Genomic DNA, 16724 nt, shown 5'->3' on the forward strand with positions numbered 1-16724 from the left:
TGTCCGGCACGGTAGCGTCGTTCCTGCCATGGAACTTGCCTACATCCCCAGCCCGTCGCGCGCAGTGCTGCACCTCGGCCCCGTTCCGCTGCGCGGCTACGCCTTCTGCATCATCATCGGTGTCTTCGTAGCCGTGTGGCTCGGCAACAAACGCTGGGTCGCCCGCGGCGGCCGGCCGGGCACCGTGGCCGACATCGCGGTCTGGGCCGTGCCGTTCGGCCTCGTCGGCGGACGGCTCTACCACGTGATCACGGACTACGAGCTGTACTTCAGCGACGGCCGTGACTGGGTGGACGCGTTCAAGGTCTGGCAGGGCGGGCTCGGCATCTGGGGCGCGATCGCGCTCGGGGCGATCGGCGCGTGGATCGGCTGCCGGCGCCGGGGCATCACGCTCCCCGCGTACGCCGACGCCGTCGCGCCCGGTATCGCCTTCGCGCAGGCGATCGGCCGCTGGGGCAACTGGTTCAACCAGGAGCTGTACGGCCGGGCGACTGACCTGCCGTGGGCGCTGCACATCACGTCCTCGGCGGGCGGGCGGGTGCCCGGCTACTACCACCCGACGTTCCTGTACGAGTCGCTGTGGTGCGTCGGCGTCGGATTCCTGGTGATCTGGGCGGACCGCCGCTTCAAGCTGGGGCACGGACGGGCCTTCGCGCTGTATGTGGCCGCGTACTGTGTGGGCCGCGGCTGGATCGAGTACATGCGGGTCGACGACGCGCACCACATCCTGGGCCTGCGGCTGAACGACTGGACCGCGATGCTGGTGTTCCTGTGCGCCGTCGTGTACATCGTGGTCTCGTCGCGGCTGCGGCCGGGCCGCGAGGAGATCGTGGAACGCGGCGCGTCCGACGGCGAGCCCGGGCAGGACGCGGGTGCCGCGGACCTGGAGAAGCCGGAACCTGCCGACGGAAAGCAGGAGCCCGGCGACGGGGAGCCGAAGCCCGCCGGGGAGAGGCCCGAGGCGGCAGAGGCCTCCGAGGACCCGGACACCCCGGCGGACTCGAAGACTCCGGCCGACGAGGCCCGGTCGGCGAAGAAGAGCTGAGGGACGTCTGTACGCCGTCGGGGGCGCCGTATCACCGGATACGGCGCCCCCGACGTGTACGGGACAGGACCTCAGCGCCTCCGGCGGCCCAGGGACAGCGTGGTGTACGCCTCCCTCACCACCGCCGTGTCGATGAACCGCCCGTCCGGGAGGGCCTGGGCTCCCGGATCCCTGGCCGCCGCCTTCAGTACCTCCTCGGCCCGTGAGATCTCCTCCACGGTGGGCGCGTAGGCGCGCTCGATGACCGGGAGCTGGCGGGGATGGATCGCCGCCCGGCCCAGGAATCCCAGGATGCGGCCGCGAGCGCAGGAGGCCGCCAGGCCCTCCAGGTCCCGGGTGTCCGGGTAGATCGACTGGGCGGGCGGCGGCAGCGCGGCGGCCCGGGCGGCCACCACCACCCGGGCCCGCGACCAGTCCAGGCCCGCGTCCTCCCGTACGCCGAGATCGGCCCGCAGGTCCGCCTCGCCGAGCGCGATGCCCCGCAGGGCCGGGTGCGCCGACGCGATGGCGAACGCCCGCTCCACGCCCAGCGCCGTCTCCAGCAGGGCGTAGAGGGGGACCGCCCCGCCCGTCTCGGGCAGGGTGCGCTCCGCCACCCGGACCACGTCCGACGGTGACGTCACCTTCGGCAGGCGCAGACCCGACAGGCCGGGCAGGGCCGACAGCGCCGCGAGGTCCGCCTCGGCCCAGGGACTGTCCGGCGCGTTCACGCGGACGTGGACGGGCACCGGCGGACGCTGGGACAGCCGTTCCGCCGTCGCCGCCCGCGCGTACTCCTTGCGGTCCGGGGCGACCGCGTCCTCCAGGTCGACGAGCACCACATCGGCCCCCGACCGCAGCGCCTTGCCGACCACCTCGGGGCGGTCCCCGGGCGCGTACAGCAAGGTGAGAGGGGGGAAACCCGGGCTCGCGCTCACAGGGCGCCCTCCGCCGCGAGCGCGGCGATCTCCCGGTCCGTGAGGCCGAGCTCGCTGAGGATCGCCCGTGTGTCCGCGCCGTGCGGACGGCCCGCCCAGCGGATCGCTCCGGGCGTGGCGGACAGCCGGAACAGCACGTTCTGCATCCGCAGCCGGCCGAGTTCGGGGTCGGGGACCGCGGTGATCGAGTCCAGTGCCGTGTACTGGGGGTCGGTCATCACGTCCCGTACGTCCTGCACCGGCGCGACGGCCGCCTCCGCCCTCTCGAACTCCTTCAGCACCTCCGCGCGGGTGTGGCGGGCGATCCACCCGGCGACCGCCTCGTCGAGCACATCGGCGTGCCGTGCCCGGTCCTCGCCGGTCGCGAACCACGGCTCCTCGATCACCTCCGGACGGCCCACCAGGCGCATCACCCGCTCGGCGACGGACTGCGCGGAGGCGGAGACGGCGACCCAGCCGCCGTCCGCGGTGCGGTAGGTGTTGCGCGGCGCGTTGTTCTGGGAGCGGTTGCCGGTGCGCTCCTGGACATGGCCCAGCTGGTCGTACCAGATCGGCTGTGGGCCGAGGACCGTGAGGATCGGCTCGATGATCGCCAGGTCCACCACCTGTCCCGCGCCGGTGCGGTCGCGGCCCCCGAGGGCGGTCAGCACCGCGTACGCCGTCGTGAGGGCCGCGATGGAGTCGGCCAGTCCGAACGGCGGCAGCGTCGGGGGCGCCTCCGGTTCCCCGGTGATGGCCGCGAACCCGCTCATCGCCTCCGCGAGCGTGCCGAAGCCGGGGCGGTGCGCGTAGGGCCCGAACTGGCCGAACGCGGTCACCCGGGCGAGGACCAGCCGGGGGTTCGCGGCCGACAGCTCGTCCCAGCCCAGCCCCCACTTCTCCAGCGTGCCCGGGCGGAAGTTCTCGATCACCACATCGGCGGTCGCGGCCAGGCGCAGCAAGGTCGTCCGCCCGCCGGGCCGGGACAGGTCGAGGGTCATCGTGCGTTTGTTGCGACCCAGAAGCTTCCACCACAGGCCCACCCCGTTCTTTGCCGGGCCGTGACCGCGTGAGGGGTCCGGCCGGGACGGGTGCTCGACCTTGATGACCTCGGCACCGAAGTCACCGAGCAGGGTGGCGGCGAGGGGCCCGGCGAACAGGGTCGCGAGATCGAGGACACGGAGGCCGGTGAGGGGCGCGGTCATGAGCGGTGGGCTTCCCGGTGGGTGAGATGGGCCAGGGCGTCGAAGCCGATGCCGTTGAAGTCGCCGACCGACGTGGCCAGCCGGTTCTTGAGCGGGGCCGTCCAGCGGTCGGGGAGCGCGCCGGGGCGTCCGGCCAGCAGGCCCGCGACGCTGCCCGCCGTCGCGCCGTTGGAGTCGGTGTCCCAGCCCCCGGACACGGCCCGGCAGACGGAGCCGGTGAAGTCCCCGTCGGCATGCGTGAGGGCGGCGGCGATCAGAGCGGTGTTGGGGACGGCGTGCACCCAGTGGTATCCGGGGTGGACGGCGTGGAGTTCGTCGACGACCACCTCGAAGTCCCGCGTGGCGCGCGCGAGACGGATCGCGTGGCGGACGGCGCGGGCCAGCCGGGAGTCGGGCGGGATCACGGTGAGTCCGGTGCCCAGGCAGTGGTGGACGTCATCGGCGCCGCCGGCCCCCTCGGCGAGGGTGGCCGCCGTGAACATGGCCGCGTAGACGCCGTTCGCGGTGTGTGTGAGGGTGGCGTCGCGGTGGGCCTGTTCGGCCGCGGCGGCCGGGTCGCCCGGGTTGGTCCAGCCGTGGACGTCCGCGCGGATCAGGGCGCCGATCCACTCGCGGAAGGGATTGCGGTGGAGCGCCGTGCGCGGGGGCTCGATGCCGCACAGCAGATTGCGGTAGGCGACGCGTTCGGCCGTGAAGGCGCGGCCTGCGGGGAGTTCGTCGAGCCAGAGCCGGGCCACGTCGGCGGTGGTGAAGGCCTTGCCATGGCGGCCGAGCAACAGCAGGTTGACCAGCGGGTAGTTGAGGTCGTCGTCCTCGGGCATGCCGTCGATGTTCTCGGCGAGGGAGTTCCCCGCGGAGCGGCGGTTCCAGGGATACCGCTCGGCGAGGTCGTCCGGCACTCCACGGGCCGTGAACCAGGTGTGCAGGGGCCAGTTGCCGGCGGCGCGGGCAAGCCGGCGGATGCCCTCCAGGGGGAGCTTCTCCACGGGCTTGCCGAGCAGGCAGCCTGCGGCCCGGCCGAGCCAGGCGGCCTCCAGGCGCGCCTCGGCCGGGGCGGGCGCGCCCTCGCGCCGGTCGGGCCAGTCGGGACACAGGGCCTTGATCCGCTCCAGGCAGGTCGGCTCGCGCTCCGCCGACCGGCGGGGCAGGTCGGCCAGTTCGTCCAGCAGGTCCTTCGCCAGCATCCGCAGATACGGGGACACCGGCGCCGTCGACGCGCCGGCCCGGGTCGGAGCCTCGGGACCGCCCGCCCGGTACCACCGCGCCGCGACGGCCGAGATCTCGCGGCCCTCGTGCGCCGACTGACGCAGTTCGTGGCCGAGGAGGTCCTCCGGCTGGACCCAGGTCAGTCGGAGCACCTGCGGCCTCCCAACCGGGCGAACGCCGCCTCACGGTCCCGGCGGCGGGACACGTCCCGGGCGAAGATCTCCCGCGTGACCTCCGTCAGCGTCCGGGCCGGGGCACGCAGGTCCAGACGGCTCGCCTCCGCGACCTCCTTCGCCCAGTAGCACGGCACCTCCGATCCCAGCGCGCCCGTGACCGCGCCCGCCATCGTCGCGATGGAGTCGCAGTCCCGGCCGTAGTTCACCGAGCCGAGCACCGCGTGCCGGTAGTCGCCGCGCGCCACCACCACCATGCCCAGCGCCACCGGAAGTTCCTCGATCGTGTGCAGCCGGGAGGGCCTGCGGGCACCCAGGGACGGTGCCCGGTAGTCGGGGCCCACCGTGTCGTACGGGGCCACCGCCTCCCGCAGCGGTCGCAGGGCGGACTCGAAGTCCGAGTAGCGGGAGGCCGTGTCGCAGACCGTCTCGATGGCGGCGCGCGTACCGTCCTTCGCCACGGACAGGCACGCGGCCACCACCGAGTCGGCGGTCGCGCCCGGCGCGCAGGCCGCCGCCACCGCCGCGGCGAACACACCGGCCGCCTCCCTGCCGTACGACGACTGGTGCGCCCCCGCCACGTCCAGCGCCTCCGCGTACGCGCCCGCCGGATCGGCCGCGTTGACCAGCCCGACCGGCGCCATGTACATCGCCGCACCGCAGTTGACGATGTTGCCGACGCCCGCCTCGCGCGGGTCGACATGGCCGTAGTGGAGCCTGGTCACGAGCCACTTCTCCGCGAGGAAGATCCGCCGGAGCGGGATCGTCTCCGCCTCGAGCTCCGGGATCCAGCGCGGGTTCGTCATCAGGTCGGGGACCAGGTGTTCGGCGATCGCGTACGCGTCGAGGTGGTCACGGACGGCCGCGTACACCCGTACCAGAGCGTGCGTCATCAAGGTGTCGTCGGTGACGTGGCCGTCGCCCTTGTGGTACGGGGCGAGGGGACGGGCGGTGCGCCAGGCGTCACCGTGCCAGGGTCCGACGATTCCGTGCACGCGGCCGCCGTGCCGTTCGACGATCTGCTCGGGGGAGTAGCCCTCGACGGGCCCGCCGAGGGCGTCGCCGACGGCGGCGCCGACCAGGGCGCCGGTGATGCGTTCGTCGAGAAGAGTCGACTCGTCAGAAGTGGGCGTCATGTCCGGAATCATCCCCCTGGAGCGGTCAGTTCCGTCGCCTCCAGGAGTTCGGCGAGGTGTACGAGGTCGGTACCGGTCAGCCGGGGGAGCGCGCAGCCGGACAGGGTGCGGCAGGCGTCGCGCCAGGCGGGCGGGATCACCCCGCCGCCGCCGATCGCCCCGGTCAGCGCGCCCGTCAGGGCCGGGGCGGAGTCGGCGACCCGCGACAGACAGGCGGCTGCGGGCACGGCCTCGGCGATCCGGCCGCGGGCCGCCGTCGCCAGGGCGAGCGCGACCGGGACGGTCTCCGCGGCCGCGACGCCGTAGCTGTAGACGTGGTCGACGATCTGATGCTCCAGCAGCGGTACGACACAGAAGGCGCGGTCGCCGTCCCGGGCCAGCGTCAGCGCGTGCCGGGCGTTGCGGCCGATCTCGGTGGACTCGGGAAGTTCGGCCAGCGCGGCCTCCACGCACGGTCCGACCGGCTCCCCGGACAGGGCGAGCGAGAGGGCCGCGGCCATGGCGCGCGCACCGTGCACCCCGTCGCCGTCCTGGGTGTAGCGGGCGTCGAACTCCGCCAGTTCGGCGGCCAGTCGGGGGTCTCCCGGGTGCGCCACGGCCAGGACGCAGGCCCGGACACAGGCCGCGTCGTCGAAGTAGTGCGGGTTGTCGTGGCCCGTGGCCGGCGGGCGCAGACCGGTGGCGAGGTTGCCGAGCCCTGCGCGCACGGAGATGCGGGCGCGCAGCGGCAGAACCGCCGACTCGACCTCGGGCGCGCGGTCGGCCGCGGCGGCGACCTCGGCGGCGACGGCGTTCCAGGACAGATCGATGGCCGCGCGCATCCTGCGCTGCCGGTCGAGGTCGCCGAGCGCGCTGCCGTCCCCGGCCCGCAGCACGGCCTCCGCCGCGAACGCCGCCCACTCGGCGTCGTCCGACGGCCCCAGCCGCAGCGGCTCCGGCGGCTGGTTGAGCGCGATCGGCACGGGCAGGGTGGTGGTCGCGTTCTGCTCGGCGAAGGTGTCCAGCTCCCGGGTCAGCCGCCGGGTCCACTCGGGCATATGGGCGGCCCGGTGCCGGGCGGCCGGCCAGCCGGCCGCGTCGCCCGCGGCGAGCCCGAGCAGCAGTCCCTCGATACGACGGGGGCCCGTGGGCGCGCTCACGGCTCCATCCCGCCCTCGTCCGCCGCGTCCCCGTAGGCGGCCTCCGCGTAGGCCGCGGGATCGGGCTGAGCCCGGGCGTCCTGCCGCGGGGGCCCGCTGCGGAGCACCGGATCGCCGATTTCGGCGGCCCGGGCCCGACGCGCGGGTGTGGCGGCGCCCGGTGCTGCCGCCGTTCCCGCCGTCTCCTTCGCCCCCGTATTCCCTCCAACCCCCCCAGACCCTGTGATCCCCGTCGTCCCTCCGGCGCCCATCGTCCCTCCAGCGCCCATCGTCCCTCCAGCGCCCATCGTCCCTCCAGCGCCCATCGTCCCTCCAGCGCCCATCGTCCCTCCAGCGCCCGTCGTCCCTCCGGCCCCCGTCCCGCCGCTCTCCGGTGTGAGCAGGTCCGCGACGGCGAGGACATGGTGGCCAGCCATGGAGGGCAGGCACCGGCCGCGGACCGGGCCGATCGCCGCCGCCCACGCCGCGGGGATCGCCGACACTCCCCGGGTCGCGCCCGCCAGGGCGCCCGCGACCGCCGCCGTCGTGTCGGCGTCGCGGCCCATGTTCACCGCCGTGAGCACCGCCCCCCTGAAGTCGCCGTCCGCCGCCGCGTACGCGCCGAAGGCCAGGGCCACCGCCTCGGGGGCGAGGTCCGTCCAGGGGTAGCCGCCGATCACCACCGCTGAGCGGACCGCGCGTGCGCCCCGGCGGGCCGCGAGGACCGCGCGGCGCAGGGAGCGGGCCGTCCAGGAGTCGTCGGGGACGACCGCGAGGGCCGAGGCCACCACGGCGGTCGTCGGCGCGCCCGCCATCGCGGCCGCGACCCCGGCCGCGACGGCCTGGCCGCCGTAGATGCCCTCCCCCTCGTGGCTCACCGAGCCGTCGATCGCCACCAGCCGGGCCGCCTCGGCGGGGCGGCCCGCGGCGAAGACGCCGAAGGGAGCCGCCCGCATGGCCAGGCCGTCGCTCCATGCGTGCCGGTGCTGCGCCGAGATGGGCGCCGCGAGGCCCCGGCGAAGGTTCTCCAGGGTGCCCCGCTCGCTGAAGCCCGCCCCGCGGAACGGGCCCTCGTCCCGGTCCGCGATCCACCGGTGCCAGGCCGCCTCCACCTGCGCCACGGTGAGCGCCGAGCCGTACCGGGCCAGCAGCAGCCCCGAGAAGATCGCGTACTCGGTGTCGTCCGTGCCGGAGGGCTGGTCGACGACGTACCCCGTGATGCGGCCCCAGCGGGCCCGGATCTCGGACGGCTTCAGGTTCTCGGCGGGCGCACCCAGGGCGTCCCCGACGGCGAGGCCGAGCAGCGCGCCACGCGCCCGTTCCCGCAGGCAGGAGGCGTTCCCGGGCGCCGGGGCCGAGGGACTGCAGGCGATGGAAGCCATACGGAGCCTCTCCTCTCAGGACGCCCGCCCCCGGTCAGGGGCGACGGAACCGCTGTGCGGATCTGTGCCACCGGAGCCGTTCCCCCGAGCCTCGCCGGCCTCAGCATCACCCGTCCGACATCTGTGCAACACCCCTCACGGATGAGCGTCGAACGGTAAAAGCGCAGGTTAGCCCAGCCTTTCCTTGCTGGCGGCCGAGCAATTTTCGACGTACTTTCGGTGTTGTCGAAAAGTGGAAACAGTCCAATCAGCACCCTGGGGGACCGGGCATGGCCATCATCGAGACCGAGGCGACACTGCACGAGGCGCATCGGGACAACCACACCCACAGGGATGTGAACGGAGGCTGGCTGCGCCCGGCCGTCTTCGGCGCGATGGACGGGCTGGTGTCCAACCTGGCCCTGATGACCGGTGTCGCCGGCGGGTCCGTCGGCCAGCAGACCATCATCATCACCGGGTTCGCGGGCCTGGCCGCCGGGGCCTTCTCCATGGCCGCGGGCGAGTACACCTCCGTCGCCTCGCAGCGCGAGCTGGTGGAGGCGGAGCTCGCCGTCGAGCGGCGTGAGCTGCGCAAGCATCCCGAGGACGAGGAGAAGGAGCTGGCGGCGCTGTACCAGGCCCGCGGGGTGGAGCCCGCGCTGGCCCGCGAGGTCGCCAGGCAGCTCTCCCGCGACCCGGAGCAGGCCCTGGAGATACACGCCCGCGAGGAACTGGGGATCGATCCGGGCGACCTGCCCTCCCCGCTGGTGGCCGCCGTCTCCAGCTTCGGCTCCTTCGCGCTCGGCGCCCTGCTGCCCCTCCTGCCGTATCTGATCGGTGCCCACGCTCTGTGGCCCGCCGTGCTGCTCGCTCTGCTCGGGCTCTTCGCCTGCGGCGCGGTCGTGGCCAAGGTGACGGCGCGGGCCTGGTGGTACAGCGGTCTGCGGCAGCTGGCCCTCGGCGGCGCCGCGGCGGGTGTGACGTACGCCCTGGGCAGTTTGTTCGGTACCGCCGTAGGATAGAGGCCACGCTACTTATGCGAGGGACCGTATAAGTAGTTGTTACTCCACGGTTTCGATTGCTTGACCACCGGGCATGAGCCGTAAGCGCCGCGGGCAATGAGGCCTGCGCCGCACTCCCGGTGGGCGACGAAGCCCGCCTCATCCGGCCCGACGGACACCGATCTGTCCGCTTGCGCCCCCTGACTTCCATCGCCGTGCGCGGCACCCGCCGCGCACGGCGGGTGTCCGCATGCTGGAACGGTCTATCCGCTTCCCGAGCACCGCTCCATCATGTAACCTGCACGAAATTTCGCACCTGACGCAGAGGGCCAACGTCGTCCCTCGGCACTGCACATGCCACATGACGACGACGGGAGAGCCGATGCGTACGCCGCGCCAGCCGTCCCAGCACTCCGCGAATGGCCAGAACTGGTCGTTCATGGATGCTCGCCCTGCTGCGCAGGGTATGTACGACCCCCGCAATGAGCACGACGCCTGTGGCGTCGGCTTTGTGGCCACCCTCACCGGTGAGGCGAGCCATGCGCTGGTCGAACAGGCGCTCACGGTTCTGCGTAACCTGGAGCACCGCGGTGCCACCGGCTCCGAGCCCGACTCCGGTGACGGCGCCGGCCTTCTCTCGCAGGTGCCCGACACCTTCTTCCGCGAGGTGGCCGGATTCGAGCTGCCCGAGGCGGGCGCGTACGCCGTCGGCATCGCCTTCCTGCCCGAGGACGGCACCGCCGAGATCGTCTCGCATATCGAGACGATCGCCGCGGGTGAGGGCCTGACCGTCCTCGGCTGGCGCGAGGTTCCGGTCGCCCCCGAGCTGCTGGGCGCCACCGCCCGCTCCACCATGCCCGTCTTCCGTCAGCTGTTCGTGACGGACCGGGCGAGCAAGGGCATCGACCTCGACCGCAAGGCCTTCGTGCTGCGCAAGCGCGCCGAGCGCGAGGCCGGGGTCTACTTCCCGTCGCTGTCCGCGCGCACGATCGTCTACAAGGGCATGCTGACCACCGGCCAGCTGGAGCCCTTCTTCCCGGACCTGTCCGACCGCCGTTTCGCCTCGGCCGTCGCCCTGGTCCACTCGCGCTTCTCGACCAACACCTTCCCGAGCTGGCCGCTCGCCCACCCGTACCGCTTCGTCGCCCACAACGGCGAGATCAACACGGTCAAGGGCAACCGCAACTGGATGCGCGCCCGCGAGTCCCAGCTGCTCTCCGACCTGTTCGGCCCCCAGGAGAAGCTGGAGCGGATCTTCCCGATCTGTACGCCCGAGGCCTCCGACTCGGCCTCCTTCGACGAGGTGCTCGAACTCCTGCACCTCGGTGGCCGCTCCCTGCCGCACTCCGTGCTGATGATGATCCCGGAGGCGTGGGAGAACCACGACTCCATGGACCCGGCCCGGCGCGCCTTCTACCAGTTCCACTCCACGATGATGGAGCCCTGGGACGGCCCCGCCTGCGTGACCTTCACCGACGGCACCCAGGTCGGCGCCGTGCTCGACCGCAACGGTCTGCGCCCCGGCCGCTACTGGGTCACCGACGACGGCCTCGTCGTCCTCGGCTCCGAGGTCGGCGTCCTCGACATCGACCCCGCCAAGGTCGTCCGCAAGGGCCGGCTCCAGCCCGGCCGGATGTTCCTCGTCGACACCGCCGAGCACCGCATCATCGAGGACGACGAGATCAAGGCGAGCCTCGCCGCCGCGCAGCCCTACGCGGAGTGGCTGGAGGCCGGCGAGATCGAGCTGGGCGACCTGCCCGAGCGCGAGCACATCGTGCACACCCACGCCTCCGTCACCCGCCGCCAGCAGACCTTCGGCTACACCGAGGAAGAGCTGCGCGTCATCCTCGCGCCGATGGCCAAGGCCGGCGCCGAGCCGATCGGCTCCATGGGCACCGACTCGCCGATCGCCGCGCTCTCCGAGCGCCCGCGTCTGCTGTTCGACTACTTCACCCAGCTGTTCGCGCAGGTCACCAACCCGCCGCTGGACGCGATCCGCGAGGAGCTGGTCACCTCCCTGCGCTCGTCGCTGGGTCCGCAGGGCAACCTGCTCGAGCCCACCGCGGCCTCCTGCCGCAGCGTCGTGCTGCCCTTCCCGGTGATCGACAACGACGAGCTGGCCAAGCTCATCCACATCAACGCCGACGGCGACATGCCCGGTATGAAGGCGGCGACGCTCTCCGGTCTGTTCCGGGTCTCCGGCGGCGGCGAAGCCCTCGCCGCGCGCCTGGAGGAGATCTGCGCCGAGGCCGACGCCGCCATCGAGAACGGCGCCCGTCTGATCGTGCTCTCCGACCGGCACTCGGACGCCGAGCATGCGCCGATCCCCTCGCTGCTGCTCACCGCGGCCGTCCACCACCACCTCATCCGCACCAAGCAGCGCACCCACGTGGGCCTGCTGGTCGAGGCCGGTGACGTCCGCGAGGTCCACCACGTCGCCCTGCTCATCGGCTACGGCGCCGCGGCCGTCAACCCGTACCTGGCGATGGAGTCCGTCGAGGACCTGGTCCGCGCGGGCACCTTCCTGCCGGGCATCGAGCCCGAGAAGGCCATCCGCAACCTGATCTACGCCCTCGGCAAGGGCGTCCTGAAGGTCATGTCCAAGATGGGCATCTCCACCGTCGCCTCCTACCGCGGCGCCCAGGTCTTCGAGGCCGTCGGCCTGGACGAGGCCTTCGTCGAGAAGTACTTCAACGGCACGGCCACCAAGATCGGCGGCGTCGGCATCGACGTCATCGCCAAGGAGGTCGCCGCCCGTCACGCCAAGGCCTACCCGGCCTCCGGTATCGCTCCCGCGCACCGCGCGCTGGAGATCGGCGGCGAGTACCAGTGGCGCCGCGAGGGCGAGCCGCACCTGTTCGACCCGGACACGGTCTTCCGCCTCCAGCACTCCACGCGCACCGGCCGCTACGACATCTTCAAGAAGTACACGGCCCGGGTGAACGAGCAGTCCGAGCGCCTGATGACGCTGCGCGGCCTGTTCGGCTTCAAGTCCGACCGCGCGCCGATCTCCATCGACGAGGTGGAGCCGGTCTCCGAGATCGTCAAGCGCTTCTCCACGGGCGCCATGTCGTACGGCTCCATCTCCAAGGAGGCGCACGAGACGCTCGCCATCGCCATGAACCAGCTGGGCGCCAAGTCCAACACCGGCGAGGGCGGCGAGGACCCCGACCGCCTGTACGACCCGGCGCGCCGCTCGGCGATCAAGCAGGTGGCCTCCGGCCGCTTCGGTGTGACCTCCGAGTACCTGGTCAACGCGGACGACATCCAGATCAAGATGGCCCAGGGCGCCAAGCCCGGCGAGGGCGGCCAGCTGCCCGGCCACAAGGTCTACCCGTGGGTGGCCAAGACCCGGCACTCGACGCCGGGCGTCGGCCTGATCTCCCCGCCGCCGCACCACGACATCTACTCCATCGAGGACCTTGCCCAGCTGATCCACGACCTGAAGAACGCGAACCCGCAGGCGCGGATTCACGTGAAGCTGGTCTCCGAGGTCGGCGTCGGCACGGTCGCCGCGGGTGTGTCGAAGGCCCACGCGGACGTCGTCCTGATCTCCGGCCACGACGGCGGCACGGGTGCCTCCCCGCTGACCTCCCTCAAGCACGCCGGCGGTCCCTGGGAGCTGGGCCTCGCCGAGACCCAGCAGACCCTGCTGCTCAACGGGCTGCGCGACCGCATCGTCGTGCAGACCGACGGCCAGCTGAAGACCGGCCGCGACGTCGTCATCGCCGCGCTGCTCGGTGCCGAGGAGTTCGGTTTCGCGACCGCGCCGCTCGTCGTCTCCGGCTGCGTCATGATGCGCGTCTGCCACCTGGACACCTGCCCGGTCGGCATCGCCACCCAGAACCCGGTGCTGCGCGAGCGGTTCACCGGCAAGGCCGAATTCGTGGTGAACTTCTTCCAGTTCATCGCCGAGGAGGTCCGCGAGCTGCTCGCGGAGCTCGGCTTCCGCTCCATCGAGGAGGCCGTCGGCCACGCCGAGGCGCTCGACGTCACCCGCGCGGTCGACCACTGGAAGGCCCAGGGCCTGGACCTGGAGCCGCTGTTCCACGTGCCCGCGCTGGCCGAGGGCGCGGTGCGCCACCAGGTCGTCGCCCAGGACCACGGCCTGGAGAAGGCGCTGGACAACGAGCTGATCAAGCTCGCCGCCGACGCCCTGGCCGCGAACTCCCAGGCCGAGGCCCAGCCGGTGCGCGCCCAGGTCGCGATCCGCAACATCAACCGCACGGTCGGCACCATGCTCGGCCACGAGGTGACCAAGAAGTTCGGCGGAGCGGGCCTGCCCGACGGCACGATCGACATCACCTTCACCGGCTCCGCGGGCCAGTCCTTCGGCGCGTTCCTGCCGCGCGGTGTCACCCTGCGCCTGGAGGGCGACGCCAACGACTACGTCGGCAAGGGCCTGTCCGGCGGCCGGGTCGTCGTGCGCCCGGACCGTGCCGCCGAGCACCTCGCCGAGTACTCGACGATCGCGGGCAACACCATCGCCTACGGCGCCACCGGCGGCGAGCTGTTCCTGCGCGGTCGTACCGGAGAGCGGTTCTGCGTCCGCAACTCCGGCGCCCTGGTGGTGTCGGAGGGCGTGGGCGACCACGGCTGCGAGTACATGACCGGTGGACACGCGGTCGTGCTCGGCGAGACGGGCCGCAACTTCGCGGCCGGTATGTCGGGTGGCGTCGCGTACGTCATCGACCTGGACCGGGACAACGTCAACGCCGGCAACCACGGCTCCATCGAGGCCCTGGACGACGCCGACAAGCAGTGGCTGCACGACGTGGTGCGCCGTCATGCCGAGGAGACCGGCTCCACGGTCGCCGAGAAGCTCCTCGCCGAGTGGTCCGTCGCCGTGGACCGCTTCAGCAAGATCATCCCCAGCACGTACAAGGCAGTGCTCGCCGCCAAGGACGCCGCCGAGCGAGCCGGTCTCTCCGAGACCGAGATCACCGAGAAGATGATGGAGGCGGCGACCAATGGCTGATCCCAAGGGCTTCCTGACGCACGGCCGCGAGGTCGCCTCGTCCCGCCCCGTCGAGGAGCGCAAGAAGGACTGGAACGAGGTCTACGTTCCCGGCTCGCTGCTGCCGATCATCAGCAAGCAGGCCAGCCGGTGCATGGACTGCGGCATCCCGTTCTGCCACAACGGCTGTCCGCTCGGGAACCTGATCCCCGAGTGGAACGACTACGCCTACCGCGAGGACTGGACCGGGGCCTCCGAGCGCCTGCACGCCACGAACAACTTCCCGGAGTTCACCGGCCGCCTGTGCCCGGCCCCGTGCGAGTCGGCGTGTGTGCTCGGCATCAACCAGCCGCCGGTCACCATCAAGAACGTCGAGGTCTCGATCATCGACAAGGCGTGGGACAACGGCACCGTCAAGCCGCAGGTCCCCGAGCGCCTGTCCGGCAAGACGGTCGCGGTCATCGGCTCGGGCCCGGCCGGTCTGGCCGCCGCCCAGCAGCTGACCCGGGCCGGTCATACGGTCGCGGTGTACGAGCGCGCGGACCGCGTCGGCGGTCTGCTCCGCTACGGCATCCCCGAGTTCAAGATGGAGAAGCGGCACATCAACCGCCGTATCGAGCAGATGCGCGCGGAGGGCACCCGCTTCCGTACCGGCATCGAGATCGGCCGCGACCTCAAGGCGACGGACCTGCGCAAGCGGTACGACGCCGTGGTGATCGCCGCGGGCTCGACGACCGCACGTGACCTCCCGGTCCCGGGCCGCGAGCTCAAGGGCGTCTACCAGGCCATGGAGTACCTCCCCCTGGCCAACAAGGTGCAGGAGGGCGACTACGTGGCCCCGCCGATCTCGGCGGAGGGCAAGCACGTGGTCGTGATCGGCGGCGGCGACACGGGCGCGGACTGCGTGGGCACGGCCCACCGTCAGGGCGCGGCCTCCGTCACCCAGCTGGAGATCATGCCCCGCCCGAACGACGAGCGGCACCCGGTCAACCAGCCGTGGCCGACCTTCCCGATCCTCTACAAGGTCACCTCGGCCCACGAGGAGGGCGGCGAGCGCATCTACTCGGCCTCCACGACCCACTTCGAGGGCGACGAGGACGGCAATGTGCAGTGGCTGCACCTGGCCGAGGTCGAGTTCGTGGACGGCAAGCTGAACCGGAAGCCGGGCACCGAGCGGAAGATCCCGGCGCAGCTGGTCACCCTCGCCATGGGCTTCACCGGCACCGACCAGCAGAACGGACTGGTCGAGCAGTTCGGCCTGGAGCTGGACGAGCGTGGCAACATCGCCCGCGACGCCCACTTCCAGACGAACGTGCCGGGCGTGTTCGTGGCGGGCGACGCCGGCCGCGGCCAGTCGCTGATCGTCTGGGCGATCGCCGAGGGCCGCTCGGCGGCCCGCGGCGTCGACCGCTACCTCACGGGCGTCAGCGACCTGCCGGCCCCCATCCGCCCGACGGACCGCGCCCTCGCGGTCTGAGGCACCACGGCGTGACCTGAGGGTCGCTCACCCACGTCCCGTACAAAGGCGTACGGAACACAGACGGCGCCTGCCCAGTCCCCGACCGGACCACGGGCAGGCGCCGTCGCATGTGCCGAAGGGCTCAGCCCGTCAGTTCCGTGACCTTGCCGACCGTGAGCAGCACCAGCAGGACCAGCAGTGCGGCGCAGGCGGCCGCCTGGAGCAGGCCGCGGCGCGGGCCGCGCGGAACGTAGGCGTACGCAAGGGTCACCACCCCGCCCGCCAGCAGACCGCCGAGGTGCCCCTGCCAGGAGGTGAGGCCCGCGGAGACCACCAGCCACAGCAGCAGGCCCGTCATGTAGCGGTTCACGGTGCTCATGTCGGCTCCGAGACGGCGGGCCATCACGTAGTAGGCGGCGCCCAGCCCGAAGATGGCGCCGGACGCGCCGACCGTGTGGGTGCCCGGGGCGATCAGCAGGACCAGCACCGAGCCGCCGAGGGCCGAGAGCAGGTAGAGCGTGATGTAGCGGACCCGGCCCAGTTGTGCCTCCACCACTCGCCCGACGTTCCACAACGAGACCATGTTCATCACGATGTGCAGAATGCCGAAGGTCCCCTGCATGGGCGGAAGATGCAGGAACGCGCCGGTCAGCAGCCGCTCCCACTGACCGCCGGCCACGCCCTCCGCGTGCAGCTCCGGGGGGTACGGGTACTGCCACAGGTAGTGGCCGCCGTCCGGTCCCCGAAGAGCGGCGCCCAGCATCGAGAACCGGTCCACGATCGCCGGTCGCACCAACTCGCCCAGGTAGGCCAGGATGTTGAGGCCGATCAGGACATACGTCACCACGGGCGCAGTGGTGATCCGGCCGCCGAACGCCGTACGCGCCTGCCGGATCGACCGCGCGCCCTCCTTGACGCACTCCACGCACTGGTGGCCGACCGCCGCCTCGCGCATGCAGTCCGGGCAGATGTAGCGGTCGCAGCGGGTGCAGCGGACGTAGGACTCCACCTTGGGGTGGCGGTAGCAGGTGGTGACGGCGGATTCGGGCTCCACGGCCGGCTCCTCGGACGGGGGGGGGACGGATGAAGGTGAGCCGGTGGTGACGGCGGCGAACAAAATAGCGAACACCTGGGGATGGTGATCGACGAGGGGCAGGAGTGGCGTAC

Annotated in this window: 10 protein-coding genes and 1 pseudogene; 4 read left to right on the top strand and 7 right to left on the bottom strand. The window is 72.4% G+C overall.

Going from position 1 to position 16724, the window contains the following annotated elements:
• Window positions 1–28 precede the first annotated feature (28 nt).
• On the top strand, window positions 29–1045 hold the full coding sequence (gene lgt / locus ABZ876_RS07915) for a prolipoprotein diacylglyceryl transferase (protein WP_361776018.1): 1017 nt from the start codon (window positions 29–31) through the stop codon (window positions 1043–1045).
• 71 nt (window positions 1046–1116) lie between these two features.
• Here lgt and ABZ876_RS07920 read toward each other — a convergent pair whose 3' ends face one another.
• The 6 genes and pseudogenes from ABZ876_RS07920 to ABZ876_RS07945 all read right to left on the bottom strand — a co-directional run.
• Window positions 1117–1962, bottom strand: coding sequence for a CoA ester lyase (locus ABZ876_RS07920; protein WP_361776021.1), 846 nt, complete (start codon window positions 1960–1962; stop codon window positions 1117–1119).
• On the bottom strand, window positions 1959–3146 hold the full coding sequence (locus tag ABZ876_RS07925; protein ID WP_361776024.1) for a CoA transferase: 1188 nt from the start codon (window positions 3144–3146) through the stop codon (window positions 1959–1961). The genes ABZ876_RS07920 and ABZ876_RS07925 overlap by 4 nt, the downstream gene beginning before the upstream one ends.
• Window positions 3143–4504, bottom strand: coding sequence for an ADP-ribosylglycohydrolase family protein (locus ABZ876_RS07930; RefSeq protein WP_361776027.1), 1362 nt, complete (start codon window positions 4502–4504; stop codon window positions 3143–3145). Before ABZ876_RS07930 ends, ABZ876_RS07925 begins: the two co-directional genes overlap by 4 nt.
• Window positions 4492–5661, bottom strand: a complete 1170-nt coding sequence (locus ABZ876_RS07935; protein ID WP_361776030.1) for an ADP-ribosylglycohydrolase family protein — start codon at window positions 5659–5661, stop codon at window positions 4492–4494. Before ABZ876_RS07935 ends, ABZ876_RS07930 begins: the two co-directional genes overlap by 13 nt.
• A gap of 8 nt (window positions 5662–5669) precedes the next feature.
• Entirely contained in the window at window positions 5670–6800 is a 1131-nt protein-coding gene (locus ABZ876_RS07940) for an ADP-ribosylglycohydrolase family protein (RefSeq protein WP_361776033.1), read from the bottom strand.
• Window positions 6801–7171: 371 nt separating this feature from the next.
• Window positions 7172–8161, bottom strand: a pseudogene (locus ABZ876_RS07945) (ADP-ribosylglycohydrolase family protein); the annotation flags it as partial.
• A gap of 269 nt (window positions 8162–8430) precedes the next feature.
• On the opposite strand from ABZ876_RS07945, the gene ABZ876_RS07950 reads away from it, so the two are divergent.
• The 3 genes from ABZ876_RS07950 (at window position 8431) to ABZ876_RS07960 (ending at window position 15575) form a co-directional block, all read left to right on the top strand.
• Window positions 8431–9162, top strand: a complete 732-nt coding sequence (locus ABZ876_RS07950; protein WP_361776036.1) for a VIT1/CCC1 transporter family protein — start codon at window positions 8431–8433, stop codon at window positions 9160–9162.
• Window positions 9163–9523: 361 nt separating this feature from the next.
• The gene (gene gltB / locus ABZ876_RS07955; RefSeq protein ID WP_361776992.1) at window positions 9524–14119 is read left to right on the top strand and encodes a glutamate synthase large subunit; all 4596 of its coding nucleotides are present in this window, start codon (window positions 9524–9526) and stop codon (window positions 14117–14119) included.
• The gene (locus ABZ876_RS07960) at window positions 14112–15575 is read left to right on the top strand and encodes a glutamate synthase subunit beta (RefSeq protein ID WP_361776038.1); all 1464 of its coding nucleotides are present in this window, start codon (window positions 14112–14114) and stop codon (window positions 15573–15575) included. Before gltB ends, ABZ876_RS07960 begins: the two co-directional genes overlap by 8 nt.
• Window positions 15576–15699: 124 nt before the next feature.
• Here ABZ876_RS07960 and ABZ876_RS07965 read toward each other — a convergent pair whose 3' ends face one another.
• On the bottom strand, window positions 15700–16611 hold the full coding sequence (locus tag ABZ876_RS07965; protein ID WP_361776041.1) for a rhomboid family intramembrane serine protease: 912 nt from the start codon (window positions 16609–16611) through the stop codon (window positions 15700–15702).
• Between the last annotated feature and the right edge of the window lie 113 nt (window positions 16612–16724).

Origin of the sequence: Streptomyces sp. NPDC046931 (assembly GCF_040644655.1) — a bacterium.
Taxonomy (GTDB): Bacteria; Actinomycetota; Actinomycetes; order Streptomycetales; family Streptomycetaceae; genus Streptomyces.